Here is a 25,489-nt window from a genome sequence, read left to right as displayed (position 1 = left end):
AAATTGATGGTGCAGGCGTTGCGCGGGAGAGATGATCTCACAATGATCTAATATCGGCGATCGGCATTAGTTTAGCCATGCTGAAAAGATGAGCCATCCTTCGAAGACCGAAACTAGTTGGTAGTGTCAATCAAATCGCGATCTGGCTAGAAGTGTCCGCTCACTTCGAAACTTCCTTCAATTGCAGCAGTCGGATTCGCGGGGCTTGGATGAAATCCCTGTATGCCTGTCAGGTGCGAAAACCTATGGGGGCGATCCATATTCGGCGCTGATAAACGCCATTTTGAACGCGGCGCTTGGCATTGGTCTGTGTCTGATCATAGGCTCAGATGTAAGGCCGCGATGCGGTGTTTAGGGTGAGGTCGATGATGATCGGGCCCTCGCAATGACTAAGACTGGAGCGGTTCGTGCTAACATTCGCCTTGGCTGTATTCTTTCTGATCATCACGCCTGGTCCGGGCGTGCTGTCGACAGCGGGGGTCGGGGCCAGCTTTGGCGCGCGCGCCGGGCTACGCTATTTGGTCGGGCTTTTTCTGGGGACGAACCTTGTGGCGCTTGCTGTGGTCAGTGGGTTGGCCGCGGTGTTGCTTGCTGATCCTCGATTGCGCATCGTGCTTTTTACCTTGTCCTTTGGGTATCTCGCTTATCTGGCATTTCGCATCGCCTTCGCCGGATCAAAACTCGCGTTTATCGAGCGCGCCAGCCCACCCGGTCTATCCGGCGGCATTCTACTGCAGATCATGAACCCCAAAGCCTATGCGGTGAACACAGCGCTCTACACGGGCTTTGGATTTTTGCCGGACAGCTATTGGGGCGAGGTGTTGGTGAAGTTCTTGATCATGAACACCATTTGGGCGCCAATTCACCTGCTTTGGCTGTGGGCGGGGATCAAGGTGCACCAGTTGGATCTGTCGCCGCGCACCCACTCAATCATCAATAAAGCGATGGCATCGTCGATGCTGATCGTCGTGCTATTAGCTGGTCTGGAAATGGCGTGACTGGTCACGCATTAGTGCGCGTCGTGATTTTGTCCAGTCAGGCCTTCTCACAACTAAGTGTTGAAATTTAAGAAACTTTTCCGTCTGCAGGGCCGTGAAGGGGGTACGTGGTTTTATTAGAGGAGAAATTTACCATGGCCCATCTAGGATCATCTTATTCATCATATGGCACCTTTTTGAACGGTGCAGATGCCTTCTGGACTCTTGATCTGGCGGCGATGAACAACTCGGGCGTGACTGGTGATGTCTTGCTCGCAGTGAACACCGAGGATGATGGCACCCGCTACCTGAACGTCTCGATCAACGCTTCAGGACTGACGCCGGACGTTCAACACGCACAGCACATTCACGGCACCTTTGACGATGATGGCAACCCGACAGACGCGCGGATGCCCGTGGTGTCGGATGATGCCGATCAGGACGGCTTCATTGAAGTGTTCGAAGGCTTTGGCGCCTATGGCGACATTATCCTGACCTTAACGGACGGCGATGGGGTTCTGCCGACCACGCGCTCGGACGGCACACTGACCTACATTCAATCTTTTGACCTTGGCGACGACTCTAACTTTGCCAGCCCTGTGAGCGGCAACGACTACACCGCTGACGACCTGATGCCCTTGGTGAACCGTGAAATTGTGATCCATGGTCAGAATGTGGGCGCGGGCTTTGGCGCAGGGACAGAGGGAGAAATCGACGGCACGCAAGATGGCTTTGTCGGCATCCTGCCCGTGGCGTCTGGTGAAATCGAGATGACCACCCAAGAGCAGGCTCTGGACATCCTGGAGGATCAGTTCGAGCGCGCGTCTGATTTTGAGCGTCTCGGCGCAGGGGATGACATTTACGATGCCGGCCTTGGCAACGACACCGTGTATGGCGGGGCGGGCACCGACCGTATTCGCGGCGGCGCGGATGACGACATGCTCTATGGCCGCAAAGACAATGACGTCTTGCGCGGTGACGATGGCGCAGACCGCTTGGTCGGCAATCAGGGCCAAGACCGCCTATTCGGCGATGACGGCGACGACCGCCTGAACGGCAACGCGGGCGCGGACGAGCTGAATGGTGGAACAGGCAACGACCGTCTGTTCGGCAATCAAGGTGGCGACGATCTGAACGGTGGCGCGGGTCGGGATGTTCTGAGCGGTCAAAAAGGGGACGATGTGCTCGTGGGCGGCAATGGCCGTGACGAGCTTCGTGGCGGTCAGGGTTGGGACGAATTCGTCTACACCGACATGCGCGAAGGCAACGACACGATCACCGACTTTGAAGATGGCATTGATCTGATCAGCCTTAGCAATCTGGGGATGGACTTCAATGATCTGGACATCTCTTCCGCCAACGGCGGCAGCGACGCGTTGGTCGAGTTCGGCAATACCTCGATCTTGCTGAACGGTGTCAGTGTCGACGATCTGGATCAGAGCGATTTTGTTTTCTGATCTCGGCTGAACACCGCGAAAAATGCCCTAAAGAGCAGGCCGAGGGATTGGCCTGCTCTAGCTGTCATGAACCGATCTTTACCGCCCGTTCATCGAGGCAATCAGTTGGTCGATTTGGGATTGACTGAACTGCTGATCGCCAATGGTGATCGTTTCTGCCCCTGCTGCTGGGTTCGGGCGTTGTTTCAAGGTTAGTTGGTCCAGAATGCGTGACATCGTCTTGGCCGAGTCATTCATCTCTCGGGATGTGCCTGCCAATTGCTCGGACTGTGCAGAGGCCGATTGCCCCATTTTGGCAAGTTCGTTGACCGCCATCGCAATCTGGCTAACGCCTCGGGCCTGCTGGACCGACGAGTTGGCGATGTCCGTTGTACTGCTTTCGAGCTTGGCGATGTTTTCGGCAATGGTGCCGAAAGCTTCGCGCGTTTCAACGGCTGAATTCACGCCGTCATTTACCAAACGCGTTGTGGTCTCGATCAGGTCAGAGGTCTCGCTGGCGGCCTTGGCAGATCGGCCCGCCAAACTGCGTACCTCTTGTGCGACCACCGCAAATCCGCGTCCGTGGCTGCCCGCGCGCGCCGCCTCAACCGCCGCATTCAGGGCCAGCAGGTTGGTCTGAAATGCGATCTCATCGATGGCTTTGATGATCTTGCTGATGTCCTGAGAGGCGCTTGCAATCTCTTGCATAGAACTGTGCATGCGCTCCACCCGCTCTCTGCCATCCTCTGAGATTTGGCGGGTTTCAGAGGCAAAGGCGCTCATCGATTGCGCGGATTTGGAATTGGCCGCTGTCAGGTTGTCCGTCTCTTCGATAGACGCAGAGATTTGGTCAATCGCTGCGGACTGTTCCTGCGCCAAAGCGGCCAGAGCATGCGCGGAGTCACTGACCGTGTCTGCCCCACTTGTTGTGATCGTCGTCTGATATTTGATTTCGCCGAAACGACTGTTCAGACCTTCGACCGCTTGGGCAAAGCTGGCAATGATCTCGCGGTAGGCACCTTCGAACGCGTCGGGCTGGATCTCCTGATCCAAGTCTCCATTCACGATGGCCGCCGACAGACGTTGGATTTCCGAGACGATGGCGGAAAACGCGCGTCTGATCTCTTCAATCGCATCGTTGATAAATGCGCGATCGCCGGACAGCGGTGGGAAGGGCTGCTCGAAATCACCGCGAGAAAAGGCGTTCATGCAGGTGATAATCGACTTCTTGGTGTTGATGTGGTCCTGCACCATGCGGTTCACGCGGCGGCCCACCTGCGCATAGGTCTCGTCCAGATCGTCGTGGGCGATGAAATCGTTGATGAAGCCGTCCAGATGGCGTTCGGCCATTTCGCTGACGCGGCGTATCAGTTCATCCAGTTGCCACCGATCCCGCAAGATCTCGGTCTGGTCTTGCCACTCCACAAGGATCAAGGACAGCTTGCCATCCGGTCCGAATTTGGGTGACGCGCGAAACATCAGACTTTTGCCGCCAATCGTAAATTTGCCCACGTGGGGTGATTTCAGCGCGTCCAAGATCCGGCGTTGGTGGACAGGGTTCTTGTGAAAAACGTCAATGGTCTTGCCAAGCACCTCTTTTGCACGGAAGTCAGGCAGATCGCGGCGGATGTCGTCCTCAATCGCAGCAAACATCGCTAGCGCCGCATCGTTGACATACCGAATGACAAAATCTGCGTCGGCGACCATCATAGGATTGCCAAGCAAGTTCATCGCGTCAGTGGCGAGCAGAGTGTTCAGTTCGTTGGTGGGCTCCAAGCCGGTATCAAGCGCCATAGTTTCATCCTCATGCAAATCCGCGGCTGCATTTATGGCGATTGGGTCGAGGGACAGCGCTTCATAAGGCTAGGCGTTGTGGGGCATTGGGCGAGTAGTGGGTATGCTTTGGGATATGCGCGGTCATTTGCCAAACCTCAGTACGGCGCCTCTTTTTGCCATGCATACGCCGCCCGGAACTTGGAGTAGGCATCGTCGTATGCATGACGCAGATGCTGCACAGGCATGATCGGTTCCGCCAGTCGAGGTGGCGTCATAACCTGCGTGACTTCGGAGTTCTCGGCCGCAATCATTCCCAGACGCGCCGCCCCAAGCGCCGCGCCGAATTCGCCAGAGCTAGGGACGCGGATCGGAATATCCAATGCTGTCGCGATGACCGACAGCCAATAGATCGACCGTGTGCCGCCTCCAATCGCGATCAGTTCGTCAAAATGTGCGTTCGTGCTGCGCAAGGCTTCGAAACTGTCCCGAAGTCCTGACACCTCAACTCAGAACCAACACTTCGATTGCGCAATATCATAATTTCGCAGATGCAGCCGTGCTGGCGACACGATGCATCACGCTAAGGCGGAGAGTATCGACAAATTGCAGTGAGCCAGCGCTGTGCATGTCGAGACACCGTTCTATCGAGGGTATTCTGGCCAAGCAGAGGCCGTCCTTCAGCGCGTTTCTGAATCTTAGGCTCTCTGGACCGTGTTCTCCTGCTGATCGCCAGACGCTTCCATATCTGCAGCTAAAGTCTGGGTCCAATAGCTTCGCGTGGTCATCTCGTCATAGCCTTGGCGATAGGCCGCTTGTAGCGCGTCGTAGGACCGGCGGAATTCCAGAAGAGTTGTAAACATACGCCAAGCCAGCGAGAAGAATTTGGCCTTGGACTGGGTCACGACATAGCCCTTATCTCGTTGGGTGTTGAGGTAGGTCAACTGTGCACCACCAAAAGCGGGCAACACCAATCCGCGCTCGCCGATTTTCAGGATCTTGCGGTCCCCAATTAAATTCCAGAAGGGAATCAGGTGACCATTGAGGGTGCTTATACCGAAATAGTGTCGCAGCAGACGGGGCATTTTACTGAACCGGCGGCGTTCCCGCGATTCTTGCACTTCGATTTCGCGCCAGGCTTCGTCGTTGATCATGGATTTGATCCGAGCGCGCCGCTCGGACATATCTAGGTTCTCGTCAAAGAACTTCGGCCCCTTCATCACATCGTGCCACGCGAGAAGTTGAGCCTCAGCGCTCTCGTACTTGAAACGCAGCATGGAGCGCATCATGAAGCGGATGGCGATCTTGGCAGTGCCTATGGCGCTGCGGTTGAGCTTTTCGAAAACCAAATGGTGCATCAGGTGGTTACGCAGATCCAGATACAGGGTCTGTGCATTCTCCTTTTCCGTGAAATCATCTTGGAAAGACACCACGCCACTGATTGTGACAATCTTGAAATCGTTGGCCAGCGAAAAGCTGATGTCGTCGCCGCGTACGAAAAAGGGAAAGGGGTGATGCTTGACCTCCTTGATCGGGAAGGCAAAGAACCACCAGCCGCCATAGAGGGTTTTTGATTGCGGGCGGGTCGTTTCAAACTCCATCTCGGCCACTTGCCCTAGGTCGCGCAGGTCTGTGCCATTGTTCAGCGGATGGCAGGAGCCGTCAAAATAAGCACCGTTCTCCCACATTGCCCATTTGTGGGTGTTATTGATCATTGCCCCTGATACGGCGGTCTTGCTGTCTCTGGCAAGCGCGAGCAAAACATATGTTCGCGCTAAGTTTTCCATGTGAAAAGAGGCATCGTCATCCATGAACAGGCAATGAGTAAACCCGCCCTTTTCCGCTTCCAAAAGGCCCCTTGCAAAACCGCCGGCGCCGCCGAGGTTGCTGTTGGGATATGAGCTGACTTTTTCCGAGGCATGAATTTCGGCGCTCTTGCCATTGTCGACAACTTGCACATGGAGTTGCTCTCCATGTTCGAAGTCTTTCAGAAAGTCTTCCAGTCGGGCGACTGTGCGTCGCACATCTTCTTCGCGCTTGAAAGTGGTGATGGAGACAGCCAAGCGCGGCCAAGCTTCAGGATGGTCGGTGGTGGCAAATCGGCCACCAGTTAGTGTGACCTCGTTCCCCAAAGCGATCACTTCTATATAGAGAATACCTTCTTTACCCTCACCAGCGAACTCCGAGAGGTCGATCTTGAATGGTGTACCGTCCTGAAGTTCGGCGATTTCACTGTAAACCACATCCCAAGACCGGTTCGGATGGGCTTGGATAACCTTGATTTCAGCTCTTCCGTTGCCAGACAGTTCGGCAAATAGGCTGCGCAAATCACAACTGCTGTTCCATTTGCCAAGATTAAAGAGGTTGAAATAGGTATCAAAACAGAGGCGACTGCCGCGTGGCAGCAAGTAGCTCCGCGTGCTCTGGGAATACCCCACCGCCCCATAAGCATGGTAGTATAGCATGTGCTCGGTGCAGATTTCGCGTTCTGGAGTGATGAAGTTCTGCAGGGTGAGCATATTGTGGATACCTCTCAAAGGTGTCGGAATTGACTAGGGACTCAGAAAGAATTCTGGAGGGTTCGGATATAGTTTCGCAACTCCGGAGTCGGCATCGCTTCTGGGTCCAAACTAATCAGAAGCTGTCGTGTTGCTTCTTCTTCTGGCACAGGGCGACAGATCTGCATTTGGTCACTATCCGGGAAGAAGGATTCTTTCCCAGTTAGCGCACTAAGATAAGCATGCACTGGAGCGAAAGCCTCCGCCACTTGGAGACGCTGCGGGGCGCCAAACATTTCGACATCGCTGTTCCGCACCGGTGAAAGGTCGTCGCCATGCCTTTGTAAGTATACTGACAGGGCATGTGCCGCAGGGCGGCTGAGCTCCTCATTCGCCCGCCGCATAATCGCGAAGGCGGAGCGCGGCAGGCTGGGGTTGGCACGGCCTGGCGTTACCATATTATCCGGAACCGAAAGACCCGTTTGGGCGATAAAGTCTTCGATCGATCCTCCTGTCGCTAGGATATCGCTGTAATTGCGCAATGTCAGTTGAGCTTTGGGCATCCGCTCGTGCCAGGCCTCGACGACGAGACGATAATTGAAATGGATCGTTTCTTGGTATTGCTTGACGCCATCGCCCATAAGGGGGGCAGGCTTTTCCCCAACCTTCAGGCGTTGTCCATGCCAAGAGATCATGTAGTCATCAGGTCGGCGTAGCGCACAATAAATTTGGATCTCTTTCGTAGCTTTAGGCAGATTATTTGCCAAGCGGCTGATGGCATTTGGATCGACCTGCCCAAAATTGGCGAAAGCCTCTGAACATAGAACCAGTGTATCCGGCTGCAGAATATCTGCCTGATTGTTGATTGCGTGGAACATCTGGCTGGTTCCGGGCAGGGCCTGGAACTGAGGCGGAATTTTCCGATCCGAAACATCGGATATCATACGATAGGCTAGAGCGCTGTGAGGTTCGCGAACGTTCACGTGGTTTGCCGCGAGTTTGTCGCCTGCGCCAAGTGACTTTTTAAGGTTATTTGCAAACCCACGAGTCTCGACAGCTGGATAGAGAATTCCTGCTTTGGCTAGTTTGCGCCAGTTTTGCGACAGGTAGGCCTGCAAGGCTGTGGACCCGACCTTGTGGTGCCCAATGTAGATAATAACTTTCATCGCAGTTTCGCGTTAAACCTATGATTTCCGAAGAAGTGCTACAGTATAATCCTGCAGGTGGAAAGGAGATACGGTGTGCCCAGCGGGTTTCGGGAGCGCGGGGCTTGACAGCGGCGGTTTTCTGCACGGAGAAGGAGGATGATCCCCGTATTAGAGGGTCTGTAGAGGGAGCGGCACATGGTCCGAGAAATTGTTTTTCATCTGGGAGACTGCAAGACTGGCACGACGTCGATCCAGTCTGTGCTTGCGTTTGAGGCTTGGCAAAGCGCCGCAGCTCAGATCTGTTACCCAGCCCGATTCAACAATATTCCCCTTGCAAAGACCTTGTCGGTGGAGAGCGAAAAAAAATTCCAGCGCAAGCGGTTCCAAGCGCTTCTTAAGGATTTTGAGAGCAGTGATGCCGATATTGGTGTGGTGTCGGCTGAGCACTTTGAATTTGTTGACCCAAAGGTTCTGAAGTCTGCGATTGAAGAATACCTTCCTGATTATGTCGGACGTATTCGATTGGTCGCTTATGTTCGTCCGCACGCAGATCGGCTGGTTTCAACTTTTGCAGAGCGGTCTAAAAAAGGTCTTTTTAACAAGCCTCTAGCGGGCATGCATGATAAGCTAATTGAAGATGGCCTGTTGTTCTACACAGCGCGTTTTAACGCATGGCGGGAGGCTTTCGGCGATAGTTTTACCCTGCGCCCTTTCATCCGAGACGCGCTACATCAGGGCGATGTCGTTCAAGATTTCTTTCGTTTCGTTTTCTCGGGCGCAGATTTCACAGTGACCCAACCAACCCAGCAGAATGAATCGCTGAGTGTTGCTGATGTCGCGATGATGCGGCGGTTGCACAGTCGCATCCGCTCGTTAGGCGGTGGTGGCAAACCACTTCGTCAGGCGCAGCAGGCATTGGGGTGGTATCTGTCGGATATTCTGGCGTCGCTGCCCGCTGTGGAAGGGGCTGAAAAGCCTCGACTGCATCGTGAACTGGCCCACAAGGTGGTAGAAGCCTACAGCGCAGATGCGGAGATGCTGGATAACCAGTTTTTCGGTGGTCGGCCGCTAATGAAGCAAGCGCTCGCTGCAGCGCCTAAAAAGGCGGTAGAGGCGCCGCAGTCGTTCCGAGCCGTGGATCATTTTAGTGCGGCCGAGTTGCGCTTGATTGAGGCTTGGGCGCAACTCATCTCTAGGATGATTACAGCAGACGATTCACACTTTATGTGGGCAGTAAGGCCAGAGCCGCAGCGTGGTCCGAAACCGAGGCGCGACTGAACAGACACGCCTCACAAAAGATCAGCTTTCGAGAAGCGCGCAGGCTTCAGCCAAGAGAGCGCTGATGCTTGCTGCATTGTCCGGCTGGGGCGAGGATGCCTTAGCTTTTATCCGTTTCGTCTGACGGTAGTGGCGTTGCCATGCCTTTAGATCGGCCGATGTGTGGGCGCTAATCTTTTTTGCAACCCGCCGCAGACCTTTGCACTGTTCCTCACTGAGACGGCTTGCCGCAGCTATTGACTGACTTTTATGAGTCGCACTTTTAGCAACTGCCGCAAGTGCGTTAGTCATGGGAGAGTCTTCGAAAAACGCCGCATCTAGTGCCACGGCATCCTCTTGATAGGCGTCCTCCAGTAACGGGACTAGATTATGTGGCATTTGTAGTTTCTCGCCTGACGCGCTGGGGCCTTTAGCCAGCTGGTCTGCAAGGTTGATGCAGAGCGCATGGCGCAATTCGCGCTTTAGTCCGCCCTGATGCAGTATCGTCTGTATCAGCTGCAGGGCGGCCAGATGATCAAGTGTCGGAGACTCGTTCACTTGCGGACCTGTGTTGATGGTAATTGCACCGCCGCCAAGAGCTGTGTGTAGGAAATCTGCCACCACATCGCCCTGATAAAGGGCGTCCCGCAGAAAGGGGCGTAGGGTGAAAGCCTCTCCGAAAACGTCGCGCCATTCGGTGAACCGCGGAGTATATACGAAATTTTTTTGTTTGATCTGAGCCTTGCAGAAGGTGCTGATGTCTTGTTGTAGCCCACGTGTTTTGACGCGTTGTGCATAGGTCGATAACAGGCGCGCTGCATGGGGGCGCACATATGCAACAACTTTTACGCGTTCTGCGTAGTCTGGGAGATACTCTTCAACTGCGGTTTTGAGGGTTCTGGGGTTCACAAATGCAAAATGCTCTGCAGAAAGAACTGCTGTCTTTCCTTGCAGTTGACGAAGCCAATCCGCCGTTTCTGCAAACTGAAGTTGGCGCTGATCGATAGGAGCATCAAAATAGAGTGATTTGGCAAGGGGAATGGCATTGAGCCGACTCGGGTAGGCCAGATTGTGTCCGGGACAGGACCAATTCCCATCAAACAAGGTTTGCTGGATTGAAGAGCTTCCGGTCTTCGGGTCGCCAATGTGGAAAATCAGCGTCTGGCTGTGGGGGGTATTGGTCATCGGAACGCATCAATCTTCTATAATGATCCGTCCCTGTCTATTTGATTGGCAACAGGCACACAATTAGTCGATCGGGCTGTTCGGATGTTTTCTGGCAAAAGAGCATTTCGCTTGCAAGCTTTTGAAGCTCGGTCAAAGAAACTAGACACGGAGCAGTTTGCAAAATTCTTGCTGCTATTGGGAAGTTACCGCATCATGTAAGCGTTCTTGACAACGGAAGTGTTGCTCTAGGGCACCGATGGATTGGTTTAAATCCGCTGCGTGCTTCACGGCTTGGAAAAAAGAGCGGTGACATGAAAGACCTTTTCTAAGAAGCCGACAAGAAGATGGCGAAGCGTTCCCTTTTTCTTCCCCGGGCCGCACGATGGGCCGCGGGACGATGACAGACGGTCGTTGGGTGCGATTGTCTTCATTAATTGCACGGGCCCGCATAGGCGAGGCGGCCCAAAAGCCTACGGATCGCACAAAGCTCTATCCATCTGGTGGAACCTTTGTAGCTAGAAAGGTATTTTCGCCCGAATGATGGTCGGCCTCGCTACCAAGAACGGAGAGAAAAAGATCGCACTGAGGAGTGTAAGACCTCAGTAAGGCGCCTCTTTTTGCCATGCATACGCCGCCCGGAACTTGGAGTAGGCATCTTCGTATGCATGACGCAGATGCTGCACAGGCATGATCGGTTCCGCCAGTCGAGGTGGCGTCATAACCTGCGTGACTTCTGCGTTCTCGGCAGCAACCATTCCCAGACGCGCTGCCCCAAGCGCCGCGCCGAATTCGCCAGAGCTCGGAACTCGGATCGGGATATCCAATGCTGTCGCGATGACCGATAGCCAATAGATCGACCGTGTGCCGCCCCCAATCGCGATCAGTTCGTCAAAATGTGCGTTCGTGCTGCGCAAGGCTTCAAAACTGTCCCGAAGGCCGAATGCCACCCCTTCGAGAATGGCGCGCGTCATGTCACAGCGGCTGGTCGCAGCACCAAGTCCGGCAAAGTTGCCACGGACGTTCGCATCGTTGTGGGGCGTTCGCTCTCCGGACAGATAAGGCTGGAATTTCACTCCGCTTGGCGCTTGGGTCGTCGGGCCAAGCTCGGCTGTCAGGTCTGCGGGTTTGCTGCCAGTAATGCGTGAAAACCAATTCAAACTATCCGTCGCTGAGAGCATCACACCCATCTGGTACCAGCGTCCTGGAACAGCGTGGCAGAAGGTATGCAAGGCAGTTTCGGGGGCCGGTGCGTAGCCATCGCGCGCGGCCAGTAGAACGCCAGATGTGCCTAGGGACACAAAGCCTTGTCCTTCGTTCATGGCTCCAATTCCACAGGCGGCAGCGGCATTATCGCCTGCGCCGCCTGCAACGACGACGCGTGCTGACACGCCCCAGCGTTTGGCGAGTTCGGGGCGCAGTGTGCCAGCGGCTTCGGTGCCTTCGACAAGGCGAGGCATCTGGTCGAGGCGCATGTGCCCCGTTGTAAGCAATTCTCCGGACCATGTACGCTCACCCACATCCAGCCAAGATGTCCCCGCACTGTCCGACATGTCCGAGACATGTTCGCCAGTCAGATACAGGTTCAGATAGCCCGCAGGTAAAAGGACCTTGGCAATGCGGTCGTAAATCTCTGGCTCGTGCGTGCGGACCCATTCCAGTTTGGGCGCAGTGAAGCCTGGAAAAACGATGTTGCCCGACAGTCTACGCACATTGGGCGCCTGATCCAGCACGGTCGCTTCCGCATGAGACCGGCTGTCATTCCACAAAATGCAGGGACGCAGCACGGTGTCGTCCGCATCCAAAAGGGTCGCGCCATGCATTTGGCCGGCCACACCAATGCCGCGCAGCGCGGCGAACTGGGGATGGGTGGCGCGCAGCTCCTTGACTGCCGAATCCAGCGCTGCAATCCAATCCGTCGGCGATTGCTCGGACCATCCGGGGTGTGGATGTGAGAGCGGATAGTCGCGTTCCGTCGAGCCAATAGGCGCGCCTTGATCGTCGACCAGAAGCGCGCGCAGCCCCGATGTCCCTAAGTCCAGTCCCAGATAACTCATACGCGCGTTGCCCCGTTGCTCATCGATGATGTTAATGCGGAATTTGTCATACAAGCTGGTCCGTCAATCAAGCAATAAAGCGCTCAGGGTATCCGGGATCGTCTCGCAAACCTGCGCTGCACCCTTACTGAGAAGCAGTGCACGATGCCCGTCACGCATGGGGTCCAAGTGGGTGCCACCAACAAAGCCGATGGCCCTCATTCCGGCCGCGCGAGCCCCTTGGATGCCGTGGGGAGAGTCCTCCATCACCGCACATGCTTCGGGATCAACCCCCAATTCCTGTGCCGCAAGAAGAAAGAGATCAGGCGCGGGTTTTCCGTGTTCGACCTGATCGGCGCTAAAGGATGTGCCCTCGAAATACGACGCCAGTCCGGAAATCCGAAGCGTTTCGCCCATACGGCGAATGGAGCCGCCCGTCGCAATTGCGACCGGAAATCCCCGAGCCTTCAGCTCGTCCAGCATGGGGGTCACCCCTTCGATCTTGCGCAGGTCAGAGCGGTAGCGGGCAAACAGTCGTTCTTCGACCCGGTCCACGAAATCGTCTGCACATGTCTTGCCGGTTTGCTCTGCCACATGCTCGCAAATCACCCGCATCGAGACCCCTAAAAAGCGGTCGCGGATATAGTCGTAGGTGACATCAGAGACGCCCATGTCCCTTATTTCTTCGGCAATCGCGTTGATTGAGAGGGTTTCGCTGTCCACAAGGCAACCGTCTAGGTCAAAGATCACGGCTTGGGGCATTGGCATTCCTTTGGTTATCGGGCGCTGAGGTGGCTGCCGGTCGTCACGTTATAGACGCTGTTCGGTTGCGCGGTCGAACAGGTGCACATTCGCAGGATCGATGGCAAAGCGGACCTCGGAGTTCGGGGCAGCTTTGAAACGGTCCTTCACCATGGCGTCGATGAAATCTGTACCATGCTTTGCGAAAACCTGTGTCTCTGAACCGGTTGGCTCTACGACGATAACGCGCAGCGGGACTCCGTGATCCGAAATGGTGATGTGCTCTGGACGGATGCCGTAGGTAACTTTCGTACCATCCGCCGCATTTGTGTGGGGCAGGGGTAACATCAAGCCATTATCTGACCGGAATTGCCGCACACCGCCGTCGTTCACGATTTGGCCGTGGACAAAGTTCATTGACGGCGACCCGATGAAGCCGGCGACAAAAATGTTCGCAGGGTTGTCATACAAATCTAGGGGCGCGCCGATCTGCTCGACTCTTCCGTCGCGCATGACCACAATTTTGTCGGCCATGGTCATGGCTTCGATCTGGTCGTGGGTCACGTAGACGATGGTGGTGCCAAGGCGTTGGTGCAGTTCCTTTATCTCGACCCGCATGGTGACGCGCAACTTCGCATCAAGGTTCGAAAGCGGTTCGTCGAACAGGAATACCTGCGGGTCGCGGACAATCGCGCGGCCCATGGCGACGCGCTGGCGCTGACCGCCGGACAGTTCCTTGGGATAGCGCTTCAGGTACTTGGTCAGGTCCAGAATATCCGCCGCACCGGTGACTTTTTTGTCGATCTCGTCCTGCGGGCGTTTGGCCATTTTCAACGGAAAGCCGATGTTGTCGTAGACGGTTTTGTGGGGGTAGAGCGCGTAGCTCTGGAACACCATTGCGATGTCCCGCTCCTTGGGGGGGACGTCATTTACCACGCGGTCGCCGATGGAAATGGTGCCGTCGCTGATCTCTTCGAGCCCTGCCAGCATGCGCAGCAAGGTGGACTTGCCGCACCCGGACGGACCGACCAGAACCACAAACTCGCCGTCATTGATGTCCACGTCCACGCCGTGCATGACCTGCACCGCGCCGTAGCGTTTGATCACGTTGTCGATTTTTACCTGAGCCATTGAGGTCGTTCCTTATTGCGGCAGTTCGATCTGCATCTTCACATCGGCCACGGGGGCGGACGCGGCGATCTCGAAGGCGCGCACAGAGTCATTGAAGTCGAATTTGCGGGTGATCAGCGGTTTGACGTCGATGGCCCCGCTGGCCAGCATCCCCACACAGCGGGGGAAAACATGGGCGTAGCGAAAGATGTTCTCGACACGTGCTTCGCGGACCATCGCTGCGCCCGCGTCATAGGCGATGGGATCGGCCTGTCCGCCGATGAACACCACACAGCCGCCGGGGGCCAACGGCTGAAAGACGCCAGCGGCGGCTTTGGAGGCGCCCGTTGCCTCGAACACGATGTCCGCACCCCAGTTTTCGGTGGCGGCCATGACGATGGCGGTCAGGTCATCCGTGCCCGCGTGGACGGGGGTGATTGCGGGGGACAGGCTGGCGGCGATCTCAAGTTTTTTCTCGGCCAGATCGGTGACAAAGACCCGCGCGCAGCCAGCAGCCAAAGCGGACAGCGCGGTGACCAGCCCGATGGGACCTGCGCCCATCACCACGGCCATATCACCCGGTTTGACCCGCGCTTTGGTTGCCGCATGGACGCCCACGGCAAGCGGTTCGACCATAGCGCCTTCGGCAAAGCTGACGTTGTCTGGCAGCTTGAAGGTGAAATCGGCCGGATGCACGCAAGTGGGGCGCAGGACACCGTGAACAGGGGGCGTGGCCCAGAACCGGACGGCGGGGTCGATGTTGTACATCCCCAGACGCGCGGCCTTGGACGTGGAGTCGGGGATGCCCGGCTCCATGCAGACGCGGTCGCCAATGGCCAGATGCTGTACGTCAGAGCCGACCTCGATCACTGTTCCTGCGGCCTCATGGCCAAGGATCATGGGTTCGGTGACCTCAAAGGGACCAACTTTGCCGTGGGTGTAATAGTGCACGTCCGATCCGCAGATGCCGACGGTGTGCAGCTTGATCCTTACATCGCGGGGGCCAAGGGTCTCCTCGGCCTTCGAGATTTCGGGGAAATCGCGCAGGGACAGCTCCAACTTGCGCTCCATCACGAGTGACTTCATGAAATTAGCCTTTCGAAATGATCAGCACGGCCAAGGCCAGCGCAATTGCGTTTGAAATCCAGATGCTTAGGCCGATGGGCTCCATGAACCGGAACCAGAGCAGCGAAAGCGCGACCCAGATCACCACCGAAATAAACAGGCGGTCGAACCAGTTGGTCTCGATCGGCAGAAAGCCTGCCTTGGGCGAGGACACCGCAGGGGTGTCCTCTTCTTCGTGATGGGCCGAGGACAGGGGCGTGTTTTCGTGATTGCTCATGGGTATCAGCCTTTCACTGCGCCAAAGGTCAGGCCCGCTACGATGTGCTTTTGCACAAGGCCAAAGACGATCAGGGCGGGGATAAGGGTAAAGACGGAAATGGTCGCCATGATGCCCCACTCGGTGCCGGTGGTCGTGACGTATTCCGACAGGCCCGTGGTCAGGGTGCGGGCGTTAAAGTTCGTCAGGGTTGCCGCCAGCAGGTATTCGTTCCACGCAAACACCCAAGTCAGGATTAGTGTGACGGCAAGGCCGGGACGGCAGAGGGGGAAGACGATCTCGGTGATGACTTTCCAGCTAGAGGCACCGTCCACATAGGCGGCTTCGTCCAGTTCCTTGGGAATGCCGTCCAGGGTAGGGCGCAGGGTCCAGATCGCGAAGGGCAGATTGAAGGTGCAGTAGACCAAGATCATGCCGATCCGCGTGTCTAGCAGGCGGAAATCACCGACCGCGTAGACTTGGGTCATCAAGAGGAACAGGGGCAGCAAGAACACCGCAGGCGGGGCCATCCGGTTGGTGATGGTCCAGAAAAATAGGCTTTCTTTGCCGGCCATTTTGAACCGCGACAGGGCATAGCAGGCAAAGAACCCGAGGATCGTACACAGCAGCGCGTTTCCAGTGGAAATCACCAGCGAGTTCACCATGTAGCTGCGCAGCAGGCGGTCGCCCCAGACCTTGGCGTAGTTGCCCCAATAGGGGTCCGACAGCATCACATCGGGGGTCGAGAACAGCTGCACCGCCGGCTTCACCGAGATGACGAACAGCCAGTAGATCGGGAACAGGGTCAGAAAGCTGACAAGGCTCCAGAAGACGATGGCAATGATCGGATTGTTCTTTTTCATCGCGCTCACTCCTTCTTGTTACGGGGGGCCAGCATGGTGACATAGAGCAGCCAGCACGCGACGATGGTGAGGTAGAGAACGATGACCGAGATCGTTGATCCGTAGCCGTAGTTCGTCTTGGGGAAGACCTCTTTGAAGATGTGCACGCCGACGAAACGGGTGGCCGATCCGGGGCCACCACCGGTGAGCATCCAGACCTCGTCCACGGTGCGCAGGGCGTCCATCAGGCGGATAAAGACGGTGGCCACAACGGCGGGTGCGATCATCGGCACGGTGATGTGAAAGAAGATCTGGCGTTTGTTCGCACCGTCGATCTGGGCTTGCTTGAACGGATCGGGGGGCAGGGACACCAGCGCGGCAATCAGGGTCAGCGTGACCAGTGGGGTCCAGTGCCAGATGTCCATCACGATAATCGTGGTAAATGCAGCCACTGGGGACATCCCGATATTCACCGTGATCCCGAACCATTCATTCAGGTAGTGCGGGATGATCCCGATGGACGGCGTCATCATTAACTTCCAGACCGAACCCACGATGATCGGGGCCATGATCAGGGGCAGCGTGTGGATGGTGCGGAAAATCGCCTTGCCGGGAAATTCCTTCATGAAAGCTTGGGCAAGGATGTAGCCCACGACCAGCTCGGAAATCACGGCGAACAGGACGAACAGAACCGTCACGCCGACCGAATTCAGAAACTCGGTATCAAAGACGATTTTGCGGAAGTTGTCCGCCCCGTTGAAGATCATGGTGGGGTCAGCGGCGAACGGGTTCCATTGGTGGAACGAGACGTAAACCACGTAAATAAAGGGCAAAACGCCGAAGAAGAACAGAATGACCAGCGTCGGGGCCAGTAAGATCCATCCTAGTCTGTTGGATTGCATCGTCATGCTCCCTTTATGGTCGATGCGCGGAAAGAGCCCGGTGCAGAGGTGCGCCGGAAAAGAGGGCCGTCACAGATAGGGACGGCGACGGCCCATGGGCTATGCGATTGGGAGGATCGCTTACTTCCGGTAGCCCAGTTCGGTCAGTGTGGCTTCGGCGATCTCGGCCATCTTGTCCAAACCTTCGCTGACAGTCAGATCACCGGTCAGGATGTTGTAGAAGGTCGGTGCCATCGCCTCGCGCAGCTGCGCGTGGAACGGATAGGCGGGTGCGCCAGCAAATAGGTAGCCTTTGTCCTTCAGCATGTCGTAGTAGCCGCCGAGTTCCTCGTTCATGTCCTGAACTTTTGGATCATCGTAGGTTGCGGTGTTGGTTACACGGGGTGCTGCCACGGCCCAATCGGGCTGCACTTCGTTCTGGCCGATGTACTGCAGGAACAAGGCAGCCGCCTCTTTCTTCTTCGAGGTAGAGGGCAGTCCGAACGCGCCGCCGTCGTAGTAGCCGATATAGCCTTCACCGTTTTCGACTTCTTCCATCACGCCCTCTGCCAGCGGCGGCAGAGCGACGCCCACTTTGCCAACGACAAGCGATTTGGTGTCATCTGCTGCGATCCAGCCTGCATTCTCGCCATAGACCAGACCTTGCGCTGCGCGGCCCGCGCCAAACGTGGTGCCCACTTCGGTCCAGGTCGACTGGTTCGATTCAGGCGGTGCATACTGGCGCAGATCCAACCACCACTGCAGCGCTTCTTTGGCGGTGTCAGAGTTCATCTCGCCGCCATTCGCAACGCTGGCAGCATAGTTGTTGTCCGCGTCGATCCCCCAGTTGTAGATGCCAAAAGTCGGCGCGACGGTTTCGACGTATTCGTACCAAGATGCCGCGTGACCCGTATGGCCCTGAACGGTCGCGCCCCACAACTGTAGGTCGTTTTCTTGTCCGTACTCGTAAAAGAATTTGGCGATCTCGGTGTATTCCGCATGGGTGGTTGCGGGAGCAAGGTCACGTCCCGTTTTTTCTTTGAACGCAGCCTGAATATCTGGGTCGCCGAACAGGTCCGTGCGATAGAGATAAATCTTGATAAAGGCTTCCATTGGGATGCCGTAGAGGTGCCCGTTTTCGCCTTTGAAGTAGTCCGCAAAGGTCGTGAAATTGGCTTCGTCATAGGTGGGCGCCTTGAGCGCAGGATTGTCCGCCAGAAGTTGGGTCGTGTCGGTCAGGAAGTCACGGGCCAGATACGAGTAGACGATGTCCTGCTCGATGTAGACCATGTCGTAAATACCTGTTCCGGCTTCCATATCCTTGATCGCCTTGTCGAACATCTGGTCCCATGACGTAGTCTCGATATCGACGCGGATGCCGGTCAGCTCTTCGAATTCGGGCGCTAGAACCTCGCGAATATAGAGCGACGGCGGCGACGATTCCGTCACACCGCGCAGAGTCACACCTTCGTATGGGGCAGCGGCCTCTTTCCAGAATGCGTCGTCGGCATTTGCCATACCGGTCGCAAAGGACAGCGCGAGCGCGGACGCGGCAAGCTTGAATACGGTTTTCATGATTTTCCTCCCTTGGAATACGGGCCTCCAGCGCGGCTCGACGCACCCTCATGCGTTGAGTCGTTCTGCCTCCCCGTCCCAATGCATGCATTTGTAAAATGATTCATGCAAGTGTTTAATTTGCAAGTGTTGGGATTGCCATACATATGTTTTGTGTGTCATCGTGAGCTTCGATGCAGTAAGCGGCAACGCACCGCATCAAGGAGGAACGTCGAACCATGGCACGCGAGCTGATCGAGGATAGCGAAGCCTTCATCACGGAGGTTTGCTGGCATTACTACGTTAACGAGATGACCCAAGCCGAAGTCGCGCGGCTGATGGATGTCACCCGCTTGCGCGTTAATCAGGCAATCCAGCGAGCGCGGTCCTTGGGGATGGTGAAAATCCAGATCGAGTCGCCGTTTAGCACGCGGATCGATGCGCAAGAGACGCTGAAAAACGTGTTCGGCATCGACCGTGCGATTGTAGCCCCCGCCAATCGTGACAACTATGATTACCACCAACCTACGGGAGCGGCGCTAGCTGCGCTGCTGACAGAGCGGATGCGAGCAGGCGGTTGGTCTTCGTTTGGCGTGTCTTGGGGGCTGACGCTGGATGCGGCGATTGCTCGACTGCCCAAGCAGAACCATCCCGACCTAGAGGTCGTGTCCATCCTCGGGGGGACCGCGCAAGGGTCGTCGTTCAACTCTTTCGGGATTGCATCGGGGTTCGCGCGTGCTTTGGGGGCGCATTACTCGATCCTGACGGCGCCGATCTATCTATCCGAAGGGCTGGACCGCGACCTGTTCCTATCCCAATTCGCCTTACGGGAGCATTTCCAGAAGTTCGACACGTTGGATGCGGTGCTGCTGACCTGCTCGAACGTCTCGAACAAATCATTCCTTGTTAGCCATGGCCTGCCAAGCGAGCTGACGCCCGAGAGCCTGGTTGAGCAAGGCGCCATCGGTGATGTGCTGGGGCAGTTCTTGGATAACGACGGAAACTCGGTCTCAAAAGAGGTCGATGACCGCGCCGTGGGAATGCTGTTGGAAACGGTTCAGCGCGTGCCAGAGAAAATCATGGCAGCCGCGGGTCCTCACAAAGTCGAAATTATTCGCGCCGCCTGCAAACGCGGGCTGGTTGATACTTTGGTCACGGATGATGTGACTGCAGAACTATTGATGTCTGCCGAAGCTTCGGAGGCACCACCGATCGCCAGTTAGCGGTCGTTTCGGGAGGGAAATTGAAATGAAACGCCTAGGGATACACTCCTTCGTCTGGACGGGAGGCCAGACGCAAGAGGGGCTGGAGATGGCGCTCGAGAAATCGGCCGAGCATGGCTATCGATGTATCGAATTCGCTTATCTGCGCCCCGAGTTGTTCGATCTAGACCGCTTGGCCCGCAAGAGCCAGGACCTGGATGTGCAGATCGGCGTGACCATGGGGCTGCCTGTATCAGCGGACGTGTCGTCCGAAGATCCAGAGGTAGTTGCAGCAGGCAGGGCGATGTTGGCCGACGCGGTCCGCGCCGTGCGCGATGTGGGCGGCGATAAACTGGGGGGCATCCTGTATTCGGCGCACACCAAGTACAACCGTCAGCCCACTGCCGATGGCTGGAAAAACTCGGTGCACGCGATTGCGGACACCGCCGAGATTGCCGAGGCTGCAGGCGTCGATCTGGTGCTGGAAGTGGTGAACCGCTTTGAAACCAATCTGCTGAACACCACCGCGCAGGGGATGAAGTTCATCGGTGACACTGGAAACGACCACGTCCGCCTGCACATGGATACCTTCCACATGCAGATGGAAGAGGCCAATCTGGCCGCCGCGATCCGCTTGGCGGGCGACAAGATCGGCTGTTTCCACATCGGGGAATCCAATCGCGGCTATCTTGGGGACGGCACCATTGACTGGGACCCTGTTTTCGATGCGCTGGTCGAGATCGGATACGACCGCGACGTGGTTTTCGAGAGCTTTTCCACCGCCATTATGGACGAAGGGCTATCGCTCGCCTGTGCGATCTGGCGCGATACTTGGACCGAAAACGACCCTCTGGCGGCCCATGCCAGGCAGTTCATCGAGATGAAATGGGCTGAGGCTGAACGACGACGCGCGACCAACATCCGCGCCTGATCCGCAAGGACCAACCGACATGACAAACGAAACCAACCTAGCGCCGGACGCGCTGGGACCGACCTTGTGCATCGGTGAGATACTCGCCGAGATCGTGGCGACCACCGCTGGGGAGGGGTTCTTGGACCCTGTGCCACTCATTGGACCCTATCCGAGCGGGGCACCCGCGATATTCGTGGACCAGGCCGGCCGCATCGGAGGAGCGGCCGCCATGGTGGGGTCCGTGGGCAACGACGATTTTGGCCGCGCGAACATCGCGCGACTGAAAGGGGACGGCGTTGATGTGAGTGGGATCCGCACGGACCCCGTCTTGCCCACGGGAACCGCCTTTGTCCGATATCGGCCCGATGGTGCGCGGGATTTCGTGTTCAATATGTGGACCTCTGCGGCTGGGGCCTTGGCATGGGATGATCGGGTTGAGCCTGTCTGCGCCCGCGCGGGTCATTTGCACGTCATGGGCACCCTCTTGGGGCACCAGTCGATTTGGGAGATGACAGAACGTGCAGCAGCGATGATCAAGGCGCGGGGCGGCACGATTTCACTCGATCCAAACATGCGCAAAGAGCTGCGCGGGGATGGCGAAACCGGTCGCCGGTTCGCGCGGATGGTGGGGATGGCGGACCTGCTGCTGCCCTCTGGGGATGAGCTCTATCTGGCCGCTGATCTGCCCGTCGAAGCGGGCGAAGAAGCTGCGTTGGAGCGCCTATTCCAATCAGGCGTCAAAGAGGTCGCGATCAAACGCGGGGCAGATGGGGCTACTTGTGCGCTGGCTGACGGATCCCGCACCCATTCGCCTGCTTTTGCGGTCACCGAAATGGACCCAACTGGCGCGGGCGACTGCTTTGGCGGGGCCTATGTGGCGTGTCGCCGCCTTGGGATGACGCCAAGCCAAGCGCTGACCTATGCCAATGCTGCAGGGGCGCGGAACGTCACCTTCCGTGGCCCGATGGAGGGCGCGGGCACGCGCGACGAACTCGACCAATTCATTTCAGAAACAAAGCGATTGACCCGATGCCCTTAGCCCTGACCGACCTCGCGCCGCGATATCATAGCGGCCAGCCTGCCGGAATACCCTCGGTCTGCTCTGCGCACCCACTTGTGCTCCGCGCCGCCTTGCAACACGGGCGAGCTACGGGCGACACAGTCTTGATCGAAGCGACGTGCAACCAAGTGAACCACCTTGGCGGCTACACAGGCATGACCCCCACGGATTTCGCGCAGGTGGTGCATGATCTGGCCGGAGCCGAGGGATGCCCCAGCGATCTGATCATCCTTGGGGGTGATCATCTAGGGCCGAACCCGTGGCGCCATTTGCCCGCCGAAGATGCGATGGCGCAAGCCGAACAGATGGTTGCGGCCTATGTCGCGGCGGGCTTTGGCAAGATACATCTAGACGCTTCAATGGGCTGCGCAGGTGAACCCGAAGCGCTGGATGATACCACCACAGCCCATCGCGCTGCGCGCTTGGCTCGCGTGGCCGAGGAGACCGCGCAAGCGCAAAGCCTGCCGCCGCCCCACTACATCATCGGTACCGAAGTCCCACCTCCCGGCGGCGCAGATCACGAACTCACGACAGTATCTCCGACCGATCCCAATGCCGCCCGGGACACTCTGGCGGTGCATCAGCAAGTCTTCGTAGACCAAGGATTGGAAAGTGCCTTCGCCCGTGTACTGGGCCTGGTCGTCCAGCCCGGTGTGGAGTTCGGCAACAAGAACACGATCCTCTATCGACCAGAGGCTGCGACGGGTCTGACCCAAGTTTTGGGTGCGTATCCCCAACTGATCTTCGAGGCGCATTCAACCGATTACCAAGGTTCCACGCCCTTGGCTCAGTTGGTCCGTGACGGCTTTCCGATCCTGAAGGTCGGGCCGGAATTAACCTTTGTCCTACGAGAGGCGCTCTATGCGCTCGACCTGATCGCGAGCGATTTGTTGCCGGATTATGGCGCCCGGCCTTTGTTCAGCGCGATGGAGGCGCTGATGACCCGTGCTCCCGAGAATTGGGAGCGTCATTACCACGGGTCCGAGGCCGAGCAGCGCGTCCTACGCCATTATTCGCTGTCGGACCGCATTCGCTACTACTGGACGACGCTCGAGGCACAGACGGCAGTTCAAACCCTATTGGATGCCCTGCGCGGCCAATCCGTCCCCCTGCCGCTGATGTGGCAGCACATGCCTGCTGCCGCCAGCTTTGCAAGCGCGCCCCTTGATCCTGAAACGCTGCTGATCTGGCGGGTGCGCCAGAGCCTGCATTCTTATCACGCCGCCTGCGCAGGCGCGGCCAACCTCTAAAGGAATTTCCATGAGCCAAGATTTCGAAGGCAAACGCATTATCGTGACTGGCGCGGGCAAAGGCATCGGCCGTGCCTGCGTACAAGAGTTGTCGCGCCGCGGCGCAACCGCCATCGCCATCGCGCGGACCCAGGTAGACTTGGACAGCCTGTCTGCTGAGACGGGCTGCGAAACAATTTCCGCCGACCTAATGGACAACGCTGCGGCCCGCACGGCTATGGGGCAGTCGGGTCTGTGCGATGGACTGATCAACTGCGCTGGTACCAATATTTTGGAAACCGTGCTCGAGATGACCGATGACGGGTACGAAACCGTCATGGGGATCAATCTGCGGGCAGCTCTGATCTGCGCGCAGGACTTCGCCCGCGCTCGGGTTCAAGCCGGAGGCGGCGGGGTGATCGTGAACGTCACATCGATTGCAGGGCATCGGGGCTTTAACAGTCACATGGCCTACGCCGCGTCCAAAGCGGGGCTAGAGGCTGCGACCCGCGTGATGGCACGCGAGCTTGGACCTCACGGCATCCGCGTCAACGCTGTGGCCCCTACAGTTACGATGACCGAATTGGCCGCTGCTGCGTGGTCCGATCCTGCCGTGCGCGACCCTATGATGGCCCGTCACCCCATGGGCCGTTTTGCCGAGGTCGAGGATGTCGCGCGATCCATCCTGATGCTGATGGGACGCGACGCCCCCATGGTCACGGGCGCGATGCTGCCGATCGATGGCGGCTTCTTGGCTGTCTAAATCCACCTCTATCTACGGAGAACTGAAATGGCTGAACGCCTGAACGGAAAAATCGCGGCTATCACCGGTGCGGCTTCTGGCATTGGTCTGGCGACGACCAAAGCCCTGCTGGCCGAAGGGGCCACTGTGGTCATGGTTGATCGTGACACAGCTGCGCTAGAAACATTGATCGCCGAGCTTGGGGACAAAGCGATTGCCCAAGTCACTGATCTGCTGGACGCGGACAGCTGCGATGCCATGATCCCAGAAATTCTGGATAAAGTGCCACATATCGACATCCTTTATCTGAATGCAGGGACGTATATCGGCGGGGATCTGGATGAAACCAATTCTGCCGGGATCGACCGAATGCTGAACCTGAACGTCAACGCGGTGATGAAGAATACCCTTGGCGTAATTCCTCATATGAAGGAGCGCGGTGTCGGTGATATCTGGGTGACGTGTTCTGTCGCCGGACACAGTGCCATTGCGTGGGAGCCTGTCTATTCCGGTTCCAAATGGGCGATCACCTGTTTTGTGCAGACGATGCGCCGCCAATTGCGCGAGCATGGCATCCGTGTCGGCCAAGTCTCGCCCGGGCCAGTCGTGTCGGCGCTTCTGGCCGATTGGCCAGAGGAAAATCTGCGCAAGGCCAAAGAGAGTGGCTCGCTCATCGACCCCGAAGAGGTCGCGGATGCGGTTGTTTACGCACTGACACGCGGCCGAAACGTCACGATCCGCGATATGATCGTTTTGCCCACCAACTTTGATATCTGAGAGGGTGCTATGCCCGACTTTACGGGAAAATCCGTTCTACTCACTGGCGCGGCGGGCGGGATCGGTACCGCGATGGCAGAAGCCTTTGCCCAAGCTGGCGCACGTTTGGCGCTGGTCGACCGCGAAGACTGTACGGATATGGCGCGCACTTTAAAGGGCGATTGACATTCGAGCTGGGTCATCGATCTGTCCGACCCTGACGCTATCGCGGAAGCGGTCCCGCGCGTCGGAACGGCGGTGGGCATCGACATTCTGATCAACAATGCAGGTCTCGGCGTGGTTGCCCCCGCCGAGGATCAAACCATCGACTTGTGGGATAAGACCCACGCGATCAATCTGCGTGCGCCATGGCTCATGGCTCGTGCGGCGTTGCCGTATCTCAAGAAGAGTGGTGCGGGCCGGATCGTCAACATGGCCAGTCAGGCTGCAGTGGTCGCCATCCCTGAGCACGCCGCCTACGGCAGCAGCAAAGCAGGCTTGGTTGCTTTGACCAAAGTGCTTGCCGTCGAGTGGGCGCGGTACGGGATCACGGTGAATGCCATTTCACCAACAGTTGTCGAAACGCCCATGTCCTTGGTCGGGTGGAGCGGAGAAAAGGGCGCGCAGGCCAAGCGGGATATCCCCGTGGGCCGGTTCGCACGCCCCTCGGAAATCGCTGCGGCGGCCCTGTATCTCTGTTCGGCTCAGGCGGGGATCATAACAGGGGAAAATCTGGTCGCCGACGGAGGGTATACGGTCCGCTAGTCGTATCGTCCTTAGCGCGATGTCCTGCGTTTGCAATCAACCGGTCGTGATCAATGCCCAAGGAACGTGTTTTGGGACGGGCAC

Annotated in this window: 22 protein-coding genes and 1 pseudogene; 10 read left to right on the top strand and 13 right to left on the bottom strand. The window is 57.3% G+C overall.

Annotated elements, in window-relative coordinates:
* Positions 1–407 precede the first annotated feature (407 nt).
* Positions 408–998 carry a LysE family translocator gene (locus BM225_RS18505; RefSeq protein WP_092465158.1) on the top strand — a complete coding sequence of 197 codons (591 nt, stop codon included), beginning with the start codon at positions 408–410 and terminating at the stop codon, positions 996–998.
* Positions 999–1,132: 134 nt separating this feature from the next.
* On the top strand, positions 1,133–2,434 hold the full coding sequence (locus BM225_RS18500) for a calcium-binding protein (protein ID WP_092465157.1): 1,302 nt from the start codon (positions 1,133–1,135) through the stop codon (positions 2,432–2,434).
* Between the two features lie 78 nt (positions 2,435–2,512).
* Here BM225_RS18500 and BM225_RS18495 read toward each other — a convergent pair whose 3' ends face one another.
* The 4 genes from BM225_RS18495 to BM225_RS18480 all read right to left on the bottom strand — a co-directional run bounded on the left by BM225_RS18495 (position 2,513) and on the right by BM225_RS18480 (position 7,850).
* Positions 2,513–4,207 carry a methyl-accepting chemotaxis protein gene (locus tag BM225_RS18495; protein ID WP_092465156.1) on the bottom strand — a complete coding sequence of 565 codons (1,695 nt, stop codon included), beginning with the start codon at positions 4,205–4,207 and terminating at the stop codon, positions 2,513–2,515.
* A 137-nt stretch (positions 4,208–4,344) separates the two neighbouring features.
* The gene (locus BM225_RS18490; RefSeq protein ID WP_092465155.1) at positions 4,345–4,689 is read right to left on the bottom strand and encodes an FGGY-family carbohydrate kinase; all 345 of its coding nucleotides are present in this window, start codon (positions 4,687–4,689) and stop codon (positions 4,345–4,347) included.
* A gap of 195 nt (positions 4,690–4,884) precedes the next feature.
* On the bottom strand, positions 4,885–6,705 hold the full coding sequence (locus tag BM225_RS18485) for a glycosyltransferase family protein (RefSeq protein ID WP_092465154.1): 1,821 nt from the start codon (positions 6,703–6,705) through the stop codon (positions 4,885–4,887).
* 41 nt (positions 6,706–6,746) lie between these two features.
* A complete protein-coding gene (locus tag BM225_RS18480) occupies positions 6,747–7,850 on the bottom strand; it encodes a hypothetical protein (RefSeq protein WP_092465153.1) in 1,104 nt (367 codons plus the stop codon).
* 177 nt (positions 7,851–8,027) lie between these two features.
* On the opposite strand from BM225_RS18480, the gene BM225_RS18475 reads away from it, so the two are divergent.
* Positions 8,028–9,110, top strand: coding sequence for a hypothetical protein (locus BM225_RS18475; RefSeq protein ID WP_092465152.1), 1,083 nt, complete (start codon positions 8,028–8,030; stop codon positions 9,108–9,110).
* 21 nt (positions 9,111–9,131) lie between these two features.
* Here BM225_RS18475 and BM225_RS18470 read toward each other — a convergent pair whose 3' ends face one another.
* The 9 genes from BM225_RS18470 to BM225_RS18430 form a co-directional block, all read right to left on the bottom strand.
* Complete coding sequence (locus BM225_RS18470) at positions 9,132–10,274, bottom strand: hypothetical protein (protein ID WP_092465151.1); 1,143 nt, start codon at positions 10,272–10,274, stop codon at positions 9,132–9,134.
* A gap of 581 nt (positions 10,275–10,855) precedes the next feature.
* Complete coding sequence (gene xylB / locus BM225_RS18465; RefSeq protein ID WP_092465181.1) at positions 10,856–12,310, bottom strand: xylulokinase; 1,455 nt, start codon at positions 12,308–12,310, stop codon at positions 10,856–10,858.
* 63 nt (positions 12,311–12,373) lie between these two features.
* Positions 12,374–13,051 (bottom strand): HAD family hydrolase, encoded by a 678-nt coding sequence (locus BM225_RS18460; protein ID WP_245780545.1) that lies wholly within the window; start codon positions 13,049–13,051, stop codon positions 12,374–12,376.
* 48 nt (positions 13,052–13,099) lie between these two features.
* Positions 13,100–14,161, bottom strand: coding sequence for an ABC transporter ATP-binding protein (locus BM225_RS18455; RefSeq protein ID WP_092465149.1), 1,062 nt, complete (start codon positions 14,159–14,161; stop codon positions 13,100–13,102).
* A gap of 12 nt (positions 14,162–14,173) precedes the next feature.
* Complete coding sequence (locus BM225_RS18450) at positions 14,174–15,226, bottom strand: NAD(P)-dependent alcohol dehydrogenase (protein ID WP_092465148.1); 1,053 nt, start codon at positions 15,224–15,226, stop codon at positions 14,174–14,176.
* Between the two features lie 4 nt (positions 15,227–15,230).
* The gene (locus tag BM225_RS18445) at positions 15,231–15,482 is read right to left on the bottom strand and encodes a DUF2160 family membrane protein (protein WP_218157075.1); all 252 of its coding nucleotides are present in this window, start codon (positions 15,480–15,482) and stop codon (positions 15,231–15,233) included.
* A gap of 5 nt (positions 15,483–15,487) precedes the next feature.
* Entirely contained in the window at positions 15,488–16,324 is an 837-nt protein-coding gene (locus BM225_RS18440) for a carbohydrate ABC transporter permease (RefSeq protein ID WP_092465147.1), read from the bottom strand.
* A 5-nt stretch (positions 16,325–16,329) separates the two neighbouring features.
* On the bottom strand, positions 16,330–17,205 hold the full coding sequence (locus BM225_RS18435) for a carbohydrate ABC transporter permease (protein ID WP_092465146.1): 876 nt from the start codon (positions 17,203–17,205) through the stop codon (positions 16,330–16,332).
* Between the two features lie 120 nt (positions 17,206–17,325).
* Positions 17,326–18,759, bottom strand: a complete 1,434-nt coding sequence (locus BM225_RS18430; RefSeq protein ID WP_092465145.1) for an extracellular solute-binding protein — start codon at positions 18,757–18,759, stop codon at positions 17,326–17,328.
* Positions 18,760–18,977: 218 nt separating this feature from the next.
* On the opposite strand from BM225_RS18430, the gene BM225_RS18425 reads away from it, so the two are divergent.
* The 7 genes and pseudogenes from BM225_RS18425 to BM225_RS18395 all read left to right on the top strand — a co-directional run bounded on the left by BM225_RS18425 (position 18,978) and on the right by BM225_RS18395 (position 25,405).
* A complete protein-coding gene (locus BM225_RS18425) occupies positions 18,978–19,961 on the top strand; it encodes a sugar-binding transcriptional regulator (protein ID WP_092465144.1) in 984 nt (327 codons plus the stop codon).
* A gap of 25 nt (positions 19,962–19,986) precedes the next feature.
* On the top strand, positions 19,987–20,871 hold the full coding sequence (locus BM225_RS18420) for a sugar phosphate isomerase/epimerase family protein (RefSeq protein WP_092465143.1): 885 nt from the start codon (positions 19,987–19,989) through the stop codon (positions 20,869–20,871).
* A gap of 19 nt (positions 20,872–20,890) precedes the next feature.
* The gene (locus BM225_RS18415; RefSeq protein ID WP_072704487.1) at positions 20,891–21,892 is read left to right on the top strand and encodes a tagatose kinase; all 1,002 of its coding nucleotides are present in this window, start codon (positions 20,891–20,893) and stop codon (positions 21,890–21,892) included.
* Complete coding sequence (locus BM225_RS18410; protein ID WP_072704484.1) at positions 21,883–23,163, top strand: D-tagatose-bisphosphate aldolase, class II, non-catalytic subunit; 1,281 nt, start codon at positions 21,883–21,885, stop codon at positions 23,161–23,163. Before BM225_RS18415 ends, BM225_RS18410 begins: the two co-directional genes overlap by 10 nt.
* Before the next feature lie 10 nt (positions 23,164–23,173).
* Positions 23,174–23,905: an SDR family oxidoreductase gene (locus tag BM225_RS18405; RefSeq protein WP_072704481.1), complete on the top strand. Its 732-nt coding sequence runs from the start codon at positions 23,174–23,176 to the stop codon at positions 23,903–23,905.
* A 27-nt stretch (positions 23,906–23,932) separates the two neighbouring features.
* A complete protein-coding gene (locus tag BM225_RS18400) occupies positions 23,933–24,661 on the top strand; it encodes an SDR family oxidoreductase (protein ID WP_072704478.1) in 729 nt (242 codons plus the stop codon).
* A 9-nt stretch (positions 24,662–24,670) separates the two neighbouring features.
* Positions 24,671–25,405: pseudogene (locus tag BM225_RS18395) on the top strand (GolD/DthD family dehydrogenase).
* Positions 25,406–25,489: the final 84 nt, after the last annotated feature.

Origin of the sequence: Donghicola eburneus, from assembly GCF_900115865.1 — a bacterium.
Taxonomy (GTDB): Bacteria; Pseudomonadota; Alphaproteobacteria; order Rhodobacterales; family Rhodobacteraceae; genus Donghicola; species Donghicola eburneus.
Note: the sequence above shows the minus strand (reverse complement) of the source record. Positions and strands in the feature narration are given on the sequence as shown.

Excerpts from the sequence above, each read along its gene's own strand:
- BM225_RS18500 (WP_092465157.1), top strand. The coding sequence starts at position 1,133 with ATGGCCCATCTAGGATCATCTTATTCATCATATGGCACCTTTTTGAAC.
- BM225_RS18495 (WP_092465156.1), bottom strand. The coding sequence starts at position 4,207 with ATGGCGCTTGATACCGGCTTGGAGCCCACCAACGAACTGAACACTCTG.
- BM225_RS18485 (WP_092465154.1), bottom strand. The coding sequence starts at position 6,705 with ATGCTCACCCTGCAGAACTTCATCACTCCAGAACGCGAAATCTGCACC.
- BM225_RS18480 (WP_092465153.1), bottom strand. The coding sequence starts at position 7,850 with ATGAAAGTTATTATCTACATTGGGCACCACAAGGTCGGGTCCACAGCC.
- BM225_RS18475 (WP_092465152.1), top strand. The coding sequence starts at position 8,028 with ATGGTCCGAGAAATTGTTTTTCATCTGGGAGACTGCAAGACTGGCACG.
- BM225_RS18470 (WP_092465151.1), bottom strand. The coding sequence starts at position 10,274 with ATGACCAATACCCCCCACAGCCAGACGCTGATTTTCCACATTGGCGAC.
- xylB (WP_092465181.1), bottom strand. The coding sequence starts at position 12,310 with ATGAGTTATCTGGGACTGGACTTAGGGACATCGGGGCTGCGCGCGCTT.
- BM225_RS18460 (WP_245780545.1), bottom strand. The coding sequence starts at position 13,051 with ATGCCCCAAGCCGTGATCTTTGACCTAGACGGTTGCCTTGTGGACAGC.
- BM225_RS18455 (WP_092465149.1), bottom strand. The coding sequence starts at position 14,161 with ATGGCTCAGGTAAAAATCGACAACGTGATCAAACGCTACGGCGCGGTG.
- BM225_RS18450 (WP_092465148.1), bottom strand. The coding sequence starts at position 15,226 with ATGAAGTCACTCGTGATGGAGCGCAAGTTGGAGCTGTCCCTGCGCGAT.
- BM225_RS18445 (WP_218157075.1), bottom strand. The coding sequence starts at position 15,482 with ATGAGCAATCACGAAAACACGCCCCTGTCCTCGGCCCATCACGAAGAA.
- BM225_RS18440 (WP_092465147.1), bottom strand. The coding sequence starts at position 16,324 with ATGAAAAAGAACAATCCGATCATTGCCATCGTCTTCTGGAGCCTTGTC.
- BM225_RS18435 (WP_092465146.1), bottom strand. The coding sequence starts at position 17,205 with ATGCAATCCAACAGACTAGGATGGATCTTACTGGCCCCGACGCTGGTC.
- BM225_RS18430 (WP_092465145.1), bottom strand. The coding sequence starts at position 18,759 with ATGAAAACCGTATTCAAGCTTGCCGCGTCCGCGCTCGCGCTGTCCTTT.
- BM225_RS18425 (WP_092465144.1), top strand. The coding sequence starts at position 18,978 with ATGGCACGCGAGCTGATCGAGGATAGCGAAGCCTTCATCACGGAGGTT.
- BM225_RS18420 (WP_092465143.1), top strand. The coding sequence starts at position 19,987 with ATGAAACGCCTAGGGATACACTCCTTCGTCTGGACGGGAGGCCAGACG.
- BM225_RS18415 (WP_072704487.1), top strand. The coding sequence starts at position 20,891 with ATGACAAACGAAACCAACCTAGCGCCGGACGCGCTGGGACCGACCTTG.
- BM225_RS18410 (WP_072704484.1), top strand. The coding sequence starts at position 21,883 with ATGCCCTTAGCCCTGACCGACCTCGCGCCGCGATATCATAGCGGCCAG.
- BM225_RS18405 (WP_072704481.1), top strand. The coding sequence starts at position 23,174 with ATGAGCCAAGATTTCGAAGGCAAACGCATTATCGTGACTGGCGCGGGC.
- BM225_RS18400 (WP_072704478.1), top strand. The coding sequence starts at position 23,933 with ATGGCTGAACGCCTGAACGGAAAAATCGCGGCTATCACCGGTGCGGCT.